Source organism: Streptomyces sp. NPDC051563, from assembly GCF_044454225.1.
Taxonomy (GTDB): domain Bacteria; phylum Actinomycetota; class Actinomycetes; order Streptomycetales; family Streptomycetaceae; genus Streptomyces.
The window spans coordinates 47,182-61,813 of record NZ_JBITDL010000040.1 but is presented as its reverse complement, the minus strand read 5'-3'; the positions used below and the strand labels follow the sequence as shown (position 1 = coordinate 61,813).

Genomic DNA, 14,632 nt, shown 5'->3' with positions numbered 1-14,632 from the left:
CGCGAAAGCGGTCGGCCGGGGGTACTGGGCCGACCGCTCACACGTTTGGCATGCTGTTGCCCCGGCCGAGGCCGCACCCACCAGAACCCGGGGCCCGCATGATCCTGACCGTGACGCTCAACACCGCGCTCGACGTCACCTACCGCGTACCGCGCCTGCTCGCGCACGCCTCCCACCGCGTCACCGAGGTCACCGAACGCCCCGGCGGCAAGGGCCTGAACGTGGCCCGCGTGCTCGCCGCGATCGGCCACGAGGTCACCGCGACCGGCTTCGCGGGCGGCCCCACCGGAGCCCTCGTACGGCAGCTGCTCGCCGGCTCCCCCGGCGTCCGCGACGCGCTGGTCCCCTGCGCGGGCACCACCCGCCGCACCCTGGCCGTCGTCGACGAGGCCTCCGGGGACACCACGCAGTTCAACGAACCCGGCCCGCTGATCACCGCCGCCGAGTGGTCCGGGTTCCTCTCCCGCTACGAGGCCCTGCTGACGGGCGGCGCCCGCGCGGTCGCCCTGTGCGGCAGCCTGCCCCCGGGCGTGCCCGTGGGGGCCTACGCCACCCTCGTACGCGCCGCCCGCACGGCCGGCGTACCCGTCCTGCTCGACACCAGCGGCGAGGCCCTGCGCCGCGGGGTCGCCGCCCGCCCCGACGTGATCAAACCGAACGCCGCCGAGCTCGCCGAGCTCACCGGGTCCCGCGACCCGCTCCCCGCCACCCGCGACGCCCGCCGCCGCGGGGCCCACGCCGTGGTCACCTCGCTCGGCCCCGAAGGCCTGCTCGCCGCCACCGCCCGCGGCACCTGGCGCGCCGCCCCGCCCCGCACCCTGGCGGGCAACCCCACCGGCGCCGGCGACTCCGCCGTCGCCGGCCTCCTCTCGGCCCTCACCGAAGGCCTGGACTGGCCCGACCGCCTGACCCGCGCGGTCGCCCTCTCGGCCGCCACGGTCGCCGCCCCCACCGCGGGAGACTTCGACCCCCGCACCTACGAGGAGGTACGGGGGTCGGTGAAGGTCACGGAGGGCTAGGGGGACGCCGCCTACGGCCGGTACGGCCCGCCGGTCAGCGCTTCTCGAGGACGAACTGGTCGATGACCGCCTCGCAGGAGTTGCCCGCCTCGCAGGAGATCTTGATGGTGTTCGTGCCCTGCTTGAGGTTCACGTAGGAGTAGGTGTTGGTCCAGCCCTTGTCCCAGGCACCCTCGGCGGCCTTCGCGAAGTTCTTCATGTTGATCGCCCGGCTCTGCGCGACCTCGTTGATCGACAGCGTCATGCTGGCGTCCTTGCCCGGCACGCCGTAGTACATCCGGAAGGTGTACTCGCCGGCCTTGGGAACCTCCAGCGTCCAGGTCACGGCCGCACCCTGCTGGGCGAAGCCGCCGACGTACTGGCCGCCCGCGCTCTTGGCACCGGGCACCGCGCTCTCCAGCTTGGCGCCGCCGCTGATCACCATGCCGGAGCCGCCCGCGTCGCCCTTGGGCATCGGGGCTTCCGCGGACGCGGAGCCGCTCGGCTGGCCCGAGGGGGCGGTCGGGGCGGGGGCCGACGGGCTCTGGCCCGTGGTCGCGGTGTCCTTGCCCTTGTCGGTGTCGTCCTTCTTGCCGAAGATCACCGCCGCGCCGATGCCGATCGCCACCGCGGCGACCACCGCGACGGCCGCGATGAGCATGCCCTTGCGGCTGGACCCGCCGCCACCGCCGTGGCCGCCGCCGGAGCCCGGCAGCGGAACGGACTGGGTGTACTGCGGGGGCTGCTGCTGCGGCGGAACGCCGTAGCCGCCCGCCTGGAGCGCCTCGGGAGCCTGGTACTGGGCCTGGTAGGGCGGCTGCTGCTGCGGACCCTGCTGATAGGGAACGGGCCCGCGCTGACCGCCGTAGGGCCGGTCACCGACGGTGCGGACCTGGTTGTACGAGGTCCTGGGCACGCCCGGCTGACCGCCGGCCGGTCCCGGGTAGCCGTACCCGCCGCCCTGCCCGGGCGGGGTGGCCCCCGCGGCCTGGCCGTCCTCGTAGAGGTAGCCGAACGGGTCGTCATCCTCGGGCTGGTTCGCCCCGTTGTTCGGGCCGTGGTTCGCGGGCGTCGTCATCGCAGGTCACTCCTTTCGACCCCGGGGAGCCTACCCCGAACAGGTGCGCCCACGGGCGGCCCGAAAGCTTACCCGGCTCGGCGGTGCGCCTTCGAACGGGAGCGCTTCTCGATGTACATGCGCTGGTCGGCCGAGCGCAGCACCTCGTCGGCCGACATGCCGCAGCTCGCCCAGCCGATGCCGAAACTGGCTCCCACGCGGACCGCACGGCCGTCCACCCGGATCGGCGGGATGATGGCGTTCCGCAGCCGCACGGCGAGGTCGGCGGCATCCGCGGCGCCCAGCCCGTCGGCGAGGACGACGAACTCGTCGCCGCCCAGCCGGGCCACCGTGTCCCCGTCGCGGACCCCGGTCGTCAGCCGCCGGGCCACCTCGATCAGGACCGCGTCGCCGGTGTGGTGCCCGAACCGGTCGTTGATCGACTTGAAGCCGTCGAGGTCGCAGAAGAGCACCGCGAGCCCCTTCGTACCGTCGTCGATGTCGGTCGCCGGGGCGACCGTGTGCACGTGGTGGTCGTACGGACCCCCCGCGGCCGAGCCCCCGCCCGGCATGCCGCCGGGGCCGCCCATGCCCCCGGGGAACTCGAAGGGCTCGGGGAAGCCGTCGGGCCGGTACCCGTGCTCGCCGTGCGCACCGTGCTGACCGGAGCCGGCCTCCACCGTGGGCCGGGTCTCGAAGGCGGCGTCCAGCGCCTCCACGGCGGTGGCGCGCACCGACTGCGGGCGGCGGCAGAGCCGCGCACCGAGGCGGGAGCGGAGTTCGGCGCTGTTGGGCAGGCCGGTCAGCGAGTCGTGGCTGGCCCGGTGGGCGAGCTGCAGCTCGTGCCGCTTGCGCTCCTCGATGTCCTCGACGTGCGTGAGCAGGAACCGCGGCCCGTCGGCGGCGTCGGCGACCACGGAGTTGCGCAGCGAGACCCAGACGTACGTGCCGTCGCGCCGCCCCAGCCTCAGCTCGGCGCGGCCGCCCTCGGCGGAGGTCCGCAGCAGGGTGCCGATGTCCTCGGGGTGCACGAGGTCGGAGAAGGAGTACCGGCGCAGCACGGAGGCGGGCCGGCCCAGCAGCCGGCACAGCGCGTCGTTGGTGCGCAGCAGCCGGCCGTGCTGGTCCCCGCCCATCTCGGCGATGGCCATGCCGCTCGGCGCGTACTCGAAGGCCTGGCGGAACGACTCCTCACTGGCGCGCAGGGCCTGCTGTTCACGCTCCAGCCGGACCAGCGCCCGCTGCATGTTGGCGCGCAGCCGCGCGTTGCTGATGGCAATCGCGGCCTGGAAGGCGTACATCTGGAGCGCTTCGCGGCCCCAGGCGCCGGGCCGGCGGCCGTTGCGGGGGCGGTCCACGGAGACCACGCCGAGCAGTTCGCCGCCGGAGGCGTACATGGGGGCGTAGAGCCGGTCCTCGGGGTGCCACTCGTCCTCGAACCGCGGATCGGGGCCCTCGGTGTGCCACTGCGGGACGTCGTCCTCGACGAGGACCCAGCCCTCGGTGTGCGGGATGAAGCGCAGGCCGTCCCAGTTCTCGCCCATCGTCAGGCGGCGTTCCCAGGAGGCGCGCGAGCCGACGCGGCCGGTGATCAGGGCTTCTGCGGCGGGGTCTCCCGCGAAGGCGGCGACGACCAGATCACCGTCGGGGCGAACGAGGTTGACGCAGGCGAGTTCGTAGCCGAGGCCGAGGACGATGCCGTCCACGACGGTCTGCAGGGTGTCCGCCAGGCTCCGGGCCGTATTGAGCTCGGCCACCACCCGGTGCAGCTGCCGCAGGGTCGCAAGACGGACGTACGGCTCCGACTCGGCCTCCATTGCTCGCTCTCCCCGAGACCTCGACAGCAACTCCAGGTTTGTCATCGGCGCTTCGTTGCGTTGTCCCGTCCACTGAATCACAGTGAGCTGTGCGGCAGGTACACAGGGTCAACAAATCTTGCTCTCTGTGACTCAAGTCACATGAGATGAATATAGGTGACCGCCGTGCCGCTCCGCCGGGGTTCGTTCCAACCGGTTCGTCCGGACTGTTCCCGGAAGCAAAAGACCGGGGCAAGAGATACGCCGGGAACGGGTGCGGACCGGGCCGGCCTAGGCCGACGGGCGGGGGCGCTGCTCGGGCTTCCGCCCGATGCGCCGCGCGACGGGTGACAGTAGCGTCCTGACCGTGCCCCCTACGACCCCCGTGACACCACTTTCCGTACCCGCACCCCATGCTGAGGGGGTGAGCAACGACGAGTTCCGGGCCGCGATGTCCCGACTGGCGGCGGGCGTGTGCCTGATCACCGCGCAGGAACCGCCCCTGTCCGCCGACGGCCGGCGCGGTGAGGACGTCGGCATGACGGCGACCGCCTTCATGTCCGTGTCCCTGGAACCGCCCCTGGTCCTCGTCAGCGTGCGCCGGGACTCCCGGATGGACGACCTGCTGGCCGAGCAGCCGCTGTGGGCGGTATCGGTGCTCGCCGGCCACCAGCTCCAGATCGCGAGCCGGTTCTCGATGAAGAACCGCATCAGCGACCGGCTGCTCTTCGCGGACCTGCCCTGCACGCGCGGCGGCGTCTCCGGCGCCCCGCTGCTCTCGGATGCCCTGGCCACCCTGGAGTGCCGTACGGAGAACCGCGTCGAGGCGGGCGACCACACCCTCGTCATCGGCCACGTCCTCACCGCCGCCCAGCCGGCACCGGACTCCCCGCCGCTGACGTACTTCCGCGGGCGCTACCGGCACCTGGCGCTCTGAGCTGCCGGCACCTGGCGCCCTGAGCTGCCGGCACCCGGCGCCCGAGCTACCAGTCCCGCGCGTTGCGTCCCCGCTTGGTCTCCCCGCGGGCCTTCTTCTCGCGCAGCCGCCGCTCGTTGATCCCCCGGGGGATCTTCGTCGCCCGGCGCGCCTTCGGCGGCGGCGCCGTGGCCTCGGCCAGCAGCGCGGCCAGCCGGACCAGCGCCATCTCCCGGTTGCGGAACTGCGAGCGGTGCTCGGAGGCCCGTACCGTCACCACCCCGTCGACCAGCCGGGAGGCGAGGCGCTCCAGCGCCCGCTCCTTCCACACGTCGGGCAGCGACTTCGTCGCCGCGACGTCGAAGAGGAGCTCCACGCGCGAGTCCGAGGTGTTCACGTGCTGGCCGCCCGGCCCGGAGGACCGCGAGAAGCGCCAGGCGAGCTCGCCCTCGGGGAGCACGACCGAACCGCGGATGACATAGGGACCAGGCATGCCCCCTATGATCCGTGCCCGCCGGTGCCCCGTCACCCGCATTTCGGCCCGCATCGCGGACAATTCCCCGATTGCGGAACCTGCCGCCCCTCTCCCCGCGTTATGGAGGGCAGCGGTACCTTGGGCGCCTCACGGTCGGTACGACGAGTGAGACCAAGTGAGACTAGGAAGGGACACCAGTCACCATGGCAGTAAGCCTCTCCAAGGGCGGAAACGTCTCGCTCAGCAAGGAGGCCCCGGGCCTCGCGGCCGTCACGGTCGGCCTGGGCTGGGACACCCGCACGACCACCGGTGTGGACTTCGACCTGGACGCCTCGGCCATCGCGGTCAACGCGCAGGGCAAGGTCGTCTCCGACGGCCACTTCGTCTTCTTCAACAACAAGTCCACCCCGGACCAGACCATCGTGCACACCGGCGACAACCGCACCGGCGAGGGCGCGGGCGACGACGAGGCCATCAACGTCAACCTCGCCGGCCTGCCCGCCGACGTGGACAAGATCGTCTTCCCGGTCTCCATCTACGACGCCGAGACCCGCAGCCAGAACTTCGGCCAGGTCCGCAACGCCTACATCCGCGTCGTGAACCAGGCCGGCGGCGTCGAGATCGCCCGCTACGACCTCTCCGAGGACGCGGCGACCGAGACCGCCATGGTCTTCGGCGAGCTCTACCGCAACGGCGCCGAGTGGAAGTTCCGCGCCGTGGGCCAGGGTTACGCCTCCGGCCTCACCGGCATCGCCCAGGACTTCGGCGTCAACGTCTGACCCTGAGCACCCGCGTCCACGGACGCGTCGCAGCTGGAGCCCCCTCCCGGCCGTCCGGGGAGGGGGCTTCGCTACCGTTCCGTACGTGATCCTCCTGCCGCTCGCTCCCCTCGAGGACGGCGCCCTGCCGGGCCCGGTCCTCACCGAAATCGCCACGCTCTACGCGACCAACCACGCGTTCTTCGAGCTCAGCGGCGATTTCCCCGACCCCGGCCGCATCACGGTCGAGCAGGTCGCCGCCGCCCTCGCCGACGAGCTCGCCCACGAGGGCGCCGAGGTCCTCCTCGCCCGCTCCGCCGGACGCCTCGTAGGCCTGGCCGCCACCCTCGCCCACCATCCCGATCCGGCGGCCGAGGACCCCGACCCGTGGATCGGCCTCCTGCTCATCGACGCCACCGCGCACCGCGAGGGCTACGGCCGGGCCGTGGTCGCCATGGTCGAGGACCGCTTCCGCGACGCGGGGCGCAAGGGCGTACGGATCGCCGTGCTCGACGCCAACGACAAGGCCCTCGCCTTCTGGCAGGCCCAGGGCTACCTCACCCTGCGCCACGCCCCCGACCGCGAGGCGGGCCGCCCCTGCACGGTCCTGCGCAAGGCCCTGTAGGCAAGGCGCTGCAGGCAAGGCCCTGCAGGGCAGGGCTACGAGGCCTTCGCCGGGTGCTTCGGCGCCTTCGGGCGGTCCTTCCCGTACAGCCACACGTCCCAGACCTCCGACAGGTCGCGGCCCGTCTTCTCCTGCGCGTAGGCGGTGAACTCGGCCGTGGACGCGTTCCCGTGCCGATGGTCGGCCGCCCAGCCCCGCAGCAGGGCGAAGAACTTCTCGTCGCCGGCCTCCTGACGGACCCGCTGCAGGACCATCGCCCCGCGCCCGTACACCGGGGACCCGGAGATCTCCTTCGGGCCGGGCGGGGCGGCCGGCGGGAAGGCGCCCCAGTCCGAGCCCGCCTCCCGGTCGACGCGGGTGTCACCGGTGAGGTAGGCGTCGAAGTGCTGCTGCGCGCTCGGGCCGCCGTGGTCCTCGGACCACAGCCACTCGGCGTAGGTCGCGAACCCCTCGTTGAGCCACATGTCCTTCCAGGACTTCGGCGACACCGAGTCCCCGAACCACTGGTGCGCCAGCTCGTGCAGCAGCAGCTCCTCGCTGCCCGGAGCCCCCGAGAACACCGGCCGGGTCTGGGTCTCCAGCGCGTAGCCCAGGCTGTGCGCGGGCAGCACGATCGCGCCCGACGCGGAGAAGGGGTACGGGCCGAACCGCCCCGCGCCCCACTCCACCATCTCGGGCAGCCGCGCGAGCACGGCCCGGCTCGCCGCCGCCTCCCCGGGCGCGACCGCCGTGTAGAGGGGGATCCCGGAGGCGGTCCGCCCGGTCGACACCTCGAACTTCCCGACGGCCACCGTCGCCAGGTAACTCGCCATCGGCTCCGCCGAGTGCCAGGCGAACACGGTCCGCCCGTCGCCCGTTTCCGTACGGGAGCGCAGCTCACCGTTGGACACGGCCTCGTAGCCCTTCGGGACGGTCACCGTGATGTCGTACGCGGCCTTGTCGCTCGGGTGGTGGTTCCCCGGGAACCAGCCCATCGACCCGACGGGCTCGCCGACGGCCACCGCGCCCTTGCCGCCCGGGGTGACGATCCACCCCTCCTCGGACCCGTCGGGGTCGGTGACGGGCCTGGGCCGGCCGGAGTAGTCGACCTCCGTACGGAAGACCTCGCCCCGCTCCAGGTCCTCGGCGGGGCGCACCGTCAGCTCGTTGCCGGTGCGGTTGAAGCGGGCACCCGCACCCTGCACCCGCACGCCCTCCACCTCCAGACCGCTGAGGTCGAGGTTGAAGGAACTGAGCCCCTGCCCGGCACGGGCGGTGATCACGGCGGTGGCGTGCAGCCGCCCGTCGGCCGGGTCGTAGTCGAGGTCCAGGGCGTAGTGCTCGACCTGGTAGCCGCCGTTGCCGGCCTTCGGGAAGAACGGGTCGCGCACCCCCGACGCACCCGGCCGCCCCTGCACGGTCTCCCCCGTGCAGCCCGTGGTGAGGGCGAGCAGGGCGGCGACGGCGGGGGCGGCGAGGCGGGAGAGAACGCGGTGATCCACGCGTTCGAGACTACGTCCCGTGAGGCAGTGCCGGACTCTTCTCCTCGGTGAGGGCGTCCCTACTTGTTGAGGGCGTCCACGCCGGCCTTGGCGAACTTCTCGTCCAGGTCACCGCTCGGAGCACCGGCCACGCCGACACCCGCGACCGGGGCGCCGTCGGCCTGGACGGGGGTGCCGCCGCCGAGGAACAGGGTGCCCGGGATGTCCTTCAGGTTCGGGGTCTGCGCGAGGCGGCCGGCGAGCACCGAGGTCGGGGCGTTCCAGGACACGGCGGTGAAGGCCTTGCGCTGCGCCGAGTCGTAGGACTGCGGACCGGCGCCGTCGCCGCGCAGGGTGACGATGGTGTTGCCGTTGCGGTCGACGACCGCGACGGTCACCTTCTGGTTCTCGCTCTCGGCGGCGTCCAGCGCGGCCTGGGCGGCGCGGGTGGCGGCGTCGATGGTGAGGTGCGTGGTGGTGGTGAAGTTCTTCTTGCCCCCGTCCTTCTTCGCGACGGCGGCCGAGGCCGCGGCCGGAGCGGAAGCCGGGGCGGCGTTGGCGCTGACCGCGCCGAGGGCTCCGGCGCCGAGGGCGACGGCGAGGGCGGTACCGGTGAGAACGCGGGTGCGGGTGTTCATGTCTGCTGCTCCTGTGAACGTCGGCACGGCGGGCTGTCCTGCCGTTGCTCCAAGCCTCTCCCCGCCACCCCCACCCCCCCGTCCCCGTACCGGCTCCGAACCCGCCCCCCACCGGCCGACCCGAGGGTCAACCGATCGGTTGATGCGGCCTGCCCCGACGGGACGCTTACCTGGTCCTTCCCCGACCCCTGCCGGGGCCCTTCCCAAAGCCCCGTCGGGCTGCGCCGGCGTTCGAGCACCGGGTCCGGGTCTTTCAGCCGTCCGGCGTCGATGCACCGGGTCCGGGTCTTTCAGCCGTCCGGCGTTTGAGGACCGGGGTCTGGGGCGGAGCCCCAGGGGGTCCGGGCGCAGCCCGGCACCCCTCCTCAGCCCGTCCGGCGCTTGAGGACCGGGTCCGGGCAGCGCCCGGGGAACGGTGGAAGGGTGGGTAGGGGACGGCCCGCGCAGCGCCCACCCACCCGCACCGCACACCGACCCGGCACCATGGAACGACCGCACCACCCCAGGAGCACCCCGTGACCAGCGCGCCCCCGCCGAGCCAGGCGGCTCCACCGAGCCCCGCACCCCCCACGGGCCGGGCGGCCCAGGCGCCTCAGGCCCAGGCGACCCAGCCGACCCAGGCGCCCCCACCCCGAAAAGACACCCGCGCCCTCGCCACGGTCATGCACACCGCGTTCTTCCTCCTCCTCGGCGCCTCCGTGGCCCGCTTCCTCCTCCGCCACCCCGACGAACCCCGCACCCCGTGGATCATCGCCCTCGGCATCACCCTGGCCCTGCTCTACGTGCTCGGCCCCGCCCTGGGCGCCGCCCCCACCCTGCGCCGCCTCGTCTGGCTAGGCCTGGTCGTCGCCGTCTGGGTGGTCCTCGTCGTCCTCGCGCCGAGCTTCGCCTGGTGCGCCGTACCGCTCTTCTACACGGCCCTGCGCACCCTCCCGCCCCGCGCGGCCGTCGTCCTCGTGGCCCTGCTCACCGTGTTCGTCGTGGCGGCGCAGCTCCGCCTCGCGCAGACCTCCGCCCCGGGCGAGCCCTTCGACCCCAACCTGCTGCTCGCGCCGCCCGCCGTCGCCGCCCTCGCCACCGCCGTGTTCATCCACATGGAGCGCCAGGCCGCGGCCCAGCGGACCCTGATCGACGACCTGATCCGCACCCGCCGGGAACTGGCCGCCACCGAACGCCGCGCCGGCACCCTCGCCGAGCGCCAGCGCCTCTCGATGGAGATCCACGACACCCTGGCCCAGCACCTGTCGAGCCAGCAGATGCTCCTCCAGGCCGCCGACCGCACCTGGGACAGCGACCCCGGCACCGCCCGTTCGCACGTCCGCACCGCCACCGACATCACCGCGCGCGGCCTCGCCGAGGCCCGCCGCCTGGTCCACGACCTCGCGCCGCGCGAACTCGCCGACGGGGCCGGTCTCCCCGACGCCCTGCGCGCGCTGGACGCGGGCCCGGACATCGAGGTCCGCTTCCACCTGGAAGGCGCGCCGGTCCCGCTCCCCGACCGCGCGGAGCAGGCACTGCTGCGCATCGCCCAGGGCGCGCTGGCGAACGTACGGGAGCATTCGGGGGCCCGTACCGCAGCCCTCACCCTCAGCTTCCTCGGCGACCAGGTCGTCCTGGACGTGGCCGACGACGGCCACGGCTTCACCCGGCTCCGCGCCTCCGCCGGGGAACGCGGCCACGGCCTCCCCGCGATGCGCGCCCGCGTCCGCCAGCTCGGCGGCACCCTGACCATCGAATCCACCGCGGGCGAGGGCACGGTCCTGTCGGCGTCGATCCCCCTGGAGACCACCCCATGACCACGATCCTCCTCTGCGACGACCACGTCGTGGTCCGCGCCGGCCTGCTGGCCCTGCTCGGCAGCGAGCCGGACATCGAGGTCCTCGGCGAGGCGGGCAGCGGTGAGGAGGCCGTCGCGCTCGCCGCCAAACTCCGCCCCGACGTGGTCCTGATGGACCTCCAGCTCGGTGAGGGCATCGACGGGGTGGAGGCCACCCGCCGCATCACCGCCGCCCCGAACCCCCCGCACGTGCTGGTCCTGACCACGTACGACACCGACGCCGACATCACCCGGGCCATCGGTGCGGGCGCCACCGGCTACCTCCTGAAGGCGGAACGCCCGGAGGAACTGTTCGCCGCGATCCACTCCGCCGCCCAGGGCCGCACCACGCTCTCCGCCCCCGTGGCCAGCCGCGTGATGGCCCACATGCGCGGCGGCAACCGGCCCACCCTGACCGACCGCGAGCTCGACATCCTCGGCCAGCTCGCCCGCGGCCTCGGCAACCGCGACATCGCCCGCGCCCTGTTCATCAGCGAGGCCACGGTCAAGACCCACCTGGGCCGCATCTACGACAAGCTCGGCGTCGACACCCGCGCGGGCGCGGTCTCGGTGGCCAAGGAGCAGCGCCTCCTCCCCTGACACCGCCCGCACGGCAGCGCACGGCAGCCCACCCGGGCCACATCGCCCTACCCGGCCCGCATCACCCACCCGCCCCGCATCGTCCATCCGTACGAGATCACGCTCGTACGCCGCGCCGATCCGCCGCAGGCGCCGACACGACAGGCTCGTGAGTGCCCGGACCGCCCCGAGCAGGCCCGGGCGCCACCAGCCGTGTCGAGAGGAACCCGCCATGCCGACCACCGATTTCGCCCCGGAACGCCGCCGCATGCTCACCATGCTGGGCACCGGTGCCGCCGCAGCCGGGCTCGGCGCCCTGGCCGCCGCGACGCCCGCCGCCGCCGCGCCCGAGGACCTGTCGACCTCCTCCTTCACCGGCCCGGCCGGTTCGGCGGAGGACGAGCTGGCGATCAACCGCCTGCTGGAGACCTACCTCTTCGCCGTGGACACCAAGGACAAGACGGTCTTCCGGACCCTCTTCACCGACGACGCCGTCCTCACCGTGATGGCCCACCCCGACGGCACCGCCGGCATCGTCAAGACCGGCATCGAGGCGGTCGTCGCCAACCTCGACGGCGCGGCGGCCTGGGGCTACTCCACCCACGTCACGGCCAACGCCTACATCCGCGTCACCGGCCGCTACACCGCCACCGGCGACAGCCACGCCACCGCCCAGCTCGTGTACCCGGCCACCGCCACCGCCCCGGAGACCGTCGTCGTCCGCGGCATCCGCTACCGCGACGAGTACGTGAAGTCCGCCGGCGTCTGGAAGATCCGCAAGCGCATCTTCTCCCCGCTCTGGCAGTACAACGGCACCGCGGTCCAGATCGCGTACCCGAACTGACCCGAGTCCCAGAGGCCCCGACCCCATCGGAGCCCACACGAACATCGGAGCTCACCCGAGCCCGATGAGCCCGCGGTCGACGGCCGCACGCACGGCCGCCGTACGGTTCTCCACCCCGAGCTTCTCGTAGACGTGCACGAGGTGCGTCTTGACCGTCGTCCCGCTGATGAACAGGGCCGATCCGATCTCCCGGTTGGAGCGGCCCGTCGCGATCAGCTCCAGGATCTCGGTCTCCCGGGCCGTCAGGGCCGCACTCGGCGCCCGGTAGCGGCTCATCAGCCGCGAGACCACCGAGGGCGACAGCGCCGACTCCCCCGCCGCGACCGTCCGCAGCGCCTGGAACAGCAGGTCGGGCGGGGACCCCTTCAGCAGGTACCCCGCCACACCCGCCTCCACGGCCCGTACGACGTACGCATCGGACTCGTAGCTGCTGAGCACGACCACCCGCGGCGGCGCGGGCATCCGCCCGATCCGCCGCGTGGTCTCCAGCCCGCACATCCCCGGCCCCATCCGGATGTCCATCAGCACCAGCCCGGGACCCAGTTCGCGCACCATCCGCAGCGCGGCGCCGCCGTCCGCGGCCTCCCCGCACACCTCGAACTCGGGACACCCGTCGAGCAGCGCCCGCAGCCCCGCCCGTACGACGGGATGGTCGTCCACCAACAGGATCCGCACCGGAGTCATGCCGCGCCCGGCCCCGGTCTGGGTCCCCGGGCCGGCGCCGGCCCCTGCGGCAGCGCGGGCAGACAGACCGACACCACGGTCCCGCCCCCGCCCGGACTGCTCTCCACCGTGGCCGTGCCCCCCAGGTACGCGACCCGACGCCGCAGCAGCCGCAGCCCGTCCCCACCCGGGCCCCCGTTCACCGGAGCCTGCGGATCGAACCCGACCCCGTCGTCCCACACGTCGAGCGCCAGCCCGAACGGCTGATAGGTCAGCGTCACCACCACGACCGAAGCCCGCGCGTGCCGCCGTACGTTGCCCAGGGCGCCCTGGGCCGCCCTCAGCACCGCGGCCTCGACCCGGCCCGGCACCGGCCGGGGTTCCCCCTCCAGCCGGAACCGGGCCCCGTCCGTCCCGGCACACAGCTCGCGCAGCACATCGGCCAGGGCCGCCCGCTCCAGCTCCACCGGAGCCAGGTCCCGAATAAGCCGCCGGGCCTCGGCAAGATTCTCGCGGGCCGCGGCGGCAGCCTGCCGGACCAGCTGCCGGGCCTGCCCCGGCTCCCGCGTCCACTCCCGGTCCGCCGCGTCGAGCAACAGGTGCATGCTCGTCAGCCCCTGCGCCACGGTGTCGTGCAGCTCGGCCGCAAGCCGATGCCGCTCCCGCAGCACCCCAGCCCCCACGACCTCCCCCTGCCCCCTGGCACCCCCCACACCCGCCCCCTCTCGCCACGCCCCCCGGACGCGCCGAGCATAATCCGGCGAACCCGACACCCCGCCGGGACATCAGCAACTCTGATCCCCACCCGCAAGGCACGTACGGGCCTTGTGTCATGCGGGTCCTGTTGCCATGCGGGTCCCGGGGCCATGCGGGTCCCGGGGCCATGCGGGCCTTGCGCCATGCGGGCCCCCGGCCACGCGGTCCTACGCCATGCCGGCCCCGGGCCACGTGGGTCCCCGGCCACTCGTGCCCCGGCCGTGCGGGCCTGCGCCATGCCGGCCCGGGGCCACGCGGGCCCTGCGCCATGCCGACCCCAGGGTCATGTGGGCTCCCGGGCCATGCGGGTCCTGCGCCATGCGGGCTCCCGGGCCACACGGGCCTTGCGCCATGTCGGCTCCCCGGCCACACGGGTGCCGGGCCCCGCGGGCCCCGGCCACACGGGCCTTGCACCATGCCGGCCCCCCGCCCACGCCGGTCCCCGGCCACACGGGCCTTGCACCATGCCGGCCCCCCGCCCACGCCGGTCCCCGGCCACACGGGCCTTGCACCATGCCGGCCCCCCGCCCATGCCGGTCCCCGGCCACGCGGGCCCCGGACCATGCGGGACATGCGAGGCCCCCACCCCACCCATGACACCATCGGGTACGTGCTCGACATCGGCTACTCCCTCTCCCGTCGCTTCCCCGACCCCCCGCAGACCGACTACCGCTCCGCGGACGTCCGCTCCCTGCGCCACGACCTGTTCTGCGGGGACGTCTACCTCGCCGACACCGACGCGGACCGGGAAGTGTCCACAGCCTGGGGATGGGTGCCCGTACTGGACTTCGCCTGGGCCCTGTGCGACATCGTCGAGCAGCTCGACCAGGACCCGCGCGGCAGCCGCGCGGCCAACCGCCAGTACGCCGAGATCGACTTCACCGAGTCCTCGGACCGCATGCTCTTCGAACGCCGCTTCGGCTGGGTCGACGTAGAGGCCGACTGGATGCCGTCGGAGGAAGCCCCCCTCACCTTCAGCCACCGCCTCCTGCGCCGCGAAGCCCGCGACTTCCTCCACGACGTCATCGCCGACCTGACCGACATGCACGACGGCCTGGCCGACAACCCCATCATCTGGACCCTCCAGTCCCGCTTCCCCCGAGTCCCGGCCTAACCGAACCCCCACCCGGCGCCGCCCGGCGCTCGAGGACCGGGGCCCAGCCCGGTCCCACCCAGCCGTCCGGCGCTTGAGGACCGGGGTCTGGGGCAGAGCCCCAGAAGCCTCGGGCGCAGCCCGGTCCAGGCGGGTCC

Annotated in this window: 15 protein-coding genes; 8 read left to right on the top strand and 7 right to left on the bottom strand. The window is 73.7% G+C overall.

What is annotated here, in order from left to right; all coding sequences use genetic code 11:
- Positions 1-98 precede the first annotated feature (98 nt).
- On the top strand, positions 99-1,019 hold the full coding sequence (locus ACIA8F_RS34655; RefSeq protein WP_399384867.1) for a 1-phosphofructokinase family hexose kinase: 921 nt from the start codon (positions 99-101) through the stop codon (positions 1,017-1,019).
- A gap of 34 nt (positions 1,020-1,053) precedes the next feature.
- Here the strand turns inward: ACIA8F_RS34655 and ACIA8F_RS34650 are convergent, their stop codons facing one another.
- Positions 1,054-2,076 carry a carbohydrate-binding protein gene (locus tag ACIA8F_RS34650; protein ID WP_399384865.1) on the bottom strand — a complete coding sequence of 341 codons (1,023 nt, stop codon included), beginning with the start codon at positions 2,074-2,076 and terminating at the stop codon, positions 1,054-1,056.
- A gap of 68 nt (positions 2,077-2,144) precedes the next feature.
- Positions 2,145-3,872 (bottom strand): diguanylate cyclase CdgB, encoded by a 1,728-nt coding sequence (gene cdgB, locus ACIA8F_RS34645; protein WP_399384863.1) that lies wholly within the window; start codon positions 3,870-3,872, stop codon positions 2,145-2,147.
- Positions 3,873-4,182: 310 nt separating this feature from the next.
- Here cdgB and ACIA8F_RS34640 point away from each other — a divergent pair, with 310 nt between their 5' ends.
- Entirely contained in the window at positions 4,183-4,788 is a 606-nt protein-coding gene (locus ACIA8F_RS34640; protein WP_399384861.1) for a flavin reductase family protein, read from the top strand.
- 46 nt (positions 4,789-4,834) lie between these two features.
- Here ACIA8F_RS34640 and arfB read toward each other — a convergent pair whose 3' ends face one another.
- On the bottom strand, positions 4,835-5,260 hold the full coding sequence (gene arfB, locus ACIA8F_RS34635) for an alternative ribosome rescue aminoacyl-tRNA hydrolase ArfB (protein WP_250744548.1): 426 nt from the start codon (positions 5,258-5,260) through the stop codon (positions 4,835-4,837).
- Positions 5,261-5,445: 185 nt separating this feature from the next.
- Between arfB and ACIA8F_RS34630 the strand changes: the two genes are divergently transcribed.
- Positions 5,446-6,021 (top strand): TerD family protein, encoded by a 576-nt coding sequence (locus ACIA8F_RS34630; RefSeq protein ID WP_243339523.1) that lies wholly within the window; start codon positions 5,446-5,448, stop codon positions 6,019-6,021.
- An 85-nt stretch (positions 6,022-6,106) separates the two neighbouring features.
- Entirely contained in the window at positions 6,107-6,625 is a 519-nt protein-coding gene (locus ACIA8F_RS34625; protein WP_399384859.1) for a GNAT family N-acetyltransferase, read from the top strand.
- 35 nt (positions 6,626-6,660) lie between these two features.
- On the opposite strand, the gene ACIA8F_RS34620 is transcribed toward ACIA8F_RS34625, so the two are convergent.
- Complete coding sequence (locus tag ACIA8F_RS34620) at positions 6,661-8,106, bottom strand: M1 family metallopeptidase (protein WP_399384856.1); 1,446 nt, start codon at positions 8,104-8,106, stop codon at positions 6,661-6,663.
- 59 nt (positions 8,107-8,165) lie between these two features.
- Positions 8,166-8,723, bottom strand: a complete 558-nt coding sequence (locus ACIA8F_RS34615) for a heme-binding protein (RefSeq protein ID WP_399384855.1) — start codon at positions 8,721-8,723, stop codon at positions 8,166-8,168.
- A 515-nt stretch (positions 8,724-9,238) separates the two neighbouring features.
- Between ACIA8F_RS34615 and ACIA8F_RS34610 the strand changes: the two genes are divergently transcribed.
- From ACIA8F_RS34610 to ACIA8F_RS34600, 3 genes are all read left to right on the top strand, one after another.
- A complete protein-coding gene (locus tag ACIA8F_RS34610; protein ID WP_399384853.1) occupies positions 9,239-10,519 on the top strand; it encodes a sensor histidine kinase in 1,281 nt (426 codons plus the stop codon).
- On the top strand, positions 10,516-11,139 hold the full coding sequence (locus tag ACIA8F_RS34605) for a response regulator (protein WP_383953186.1): 624 nt from the start codon (positions 10,516-10,518) through the stop codon (positions 11,137-11,139). The genes ACIA8F_RS34610 and ACIA8F_RS34605 overlap by 4 nt, the downstream gene beginning before the upstream one ends.
- A 211-nt stretch (positions 11,140-11,350) precedes the next feature.
- A complete protein-coding gene (locus ACIA8F_RS34600; RefSeq protein ID WP_399384851.1) occupies positions 11,351-11,962 on the top strand; it encodes a nuclear transport factor 2 family protein in 612 nt (203 codons plus the stop codon).
- Positions 11,963-12,013: 51 nt separating this feature from the next.
- Here the strand turns inward: ACIA8F_RS34600 and ACIA8F_RS34595 are convergent, their stop codons facing one another.
- A complete protein-coding gene (locus tag ACIA8F_RS34595; protein WP_399384849.1) occupies positions 12,014-12,646 on the bottom strand; it encodes a response regulator in 633 nt (210 codons plus the stop codon).
- Positions 12,643-13,308 carry a sensor histidine kinase gene (locus tag ACIA8F_RS34590; protein ID WP_399384847.1) on the bottom strand — a complete coding sequence of 222 codons (666 nt, stop codon included), beginning with the start codon at positions 13,306-13,308 and terminating at the stop codon, positions 12,643-12,645. The genes ACIA8F_RS34595 and ACIA8F_RS34590 overlap by 4 nt, the downstream gene beginning before the upstream one ends.
- A 683-nt stretch (positions 13,309-13,991) precedes the next feature.
- Between ACIA8F_RS34590 and ACIA8F_RS34585 the strand changes: the two genes are divergently transcribed.
- On the top strand, positions 13,992-14,495 hold the full coding sequence (locus ACIA8F_RS34585) for a hypothetical protein (RefSeq protein WP_399384887.1): 504 nt from the start codon (positions 13,992-13,994) through the stop codon (positions 14,493-14,495).
- Positions 14,496-14,632 lie beyond the last annotated feature (137 nt).

Coding starts and splice junctions, on each gene's coding strand:
- ACIA8F_RS34650 (WP_399384865.1), bottom strand. CDS start 2,076: ATGACGACGCCCGCGAACCACGGCCCGAACAACGGGGCGAACCAGCCC.
- arfB (WP_250744548.1), bottom strand. CDS start 5,260: ATGCCTGGTCCCTATGTCATCCGCGGTTCGGTCGTGCTCCCCGAGGGC.
- cdgB (WP_399384863.1), bottom strand. CDS start 3,872: ATGGAGGCCGAGTCGGAGCCGTACGTCCGTCTTGCGACCCTGCGGCAG.
- ACIA8F_RS34640 (WP_399384861.1), top strand. CDS start 4,183: ATGCGCCGCGCGACGGGTGACAGTAGCGTCCTGACCGTGCCCCCTACG.
- ACIA8F_RS34655 (WP_399384867.1), top strand. CDS start 99: ATGATCCTGACCGTGACGCTCAACACCGCGCTCGACGTCACCTACCGC.
- ACIA8F_RS34630 (WP_243339523.1), top strand. CDS start 5,446: ATGGCAGTAAGCCTCTCCAAGGGCGGAAACGTCTCGCTCAGCAAGGAG.
- ACIA8F_RS34605 (WP_383953186.1), top strand. CDS start 10,516: ATGACCACGATCCTCCTCTGCGACGACCACGTCGTGGTCCGCGCCGGC.
- ACIA8F_RS34615 (WP_399384855.1), bottom strand. CDS start 8,723: ATGAACACCCGCACCCGCGTTCTCACCGGTACCGCCCTCGCCGTCGCC.
- ACIA8F_RS34600 (WP_399384851.1), top strand. CDS start 11,351: ATGCCGACCACCGATTTCGCCCCGGAACGCCGCCGCATGCTCACCATG.
- ACIA8F_RS34595 (WP_399384849.1), bottom strand. CDS start 12,646: ATGACTCCGGTGCGGATCCTGTTGGTGGACGACCATCCCGTCGTACGG.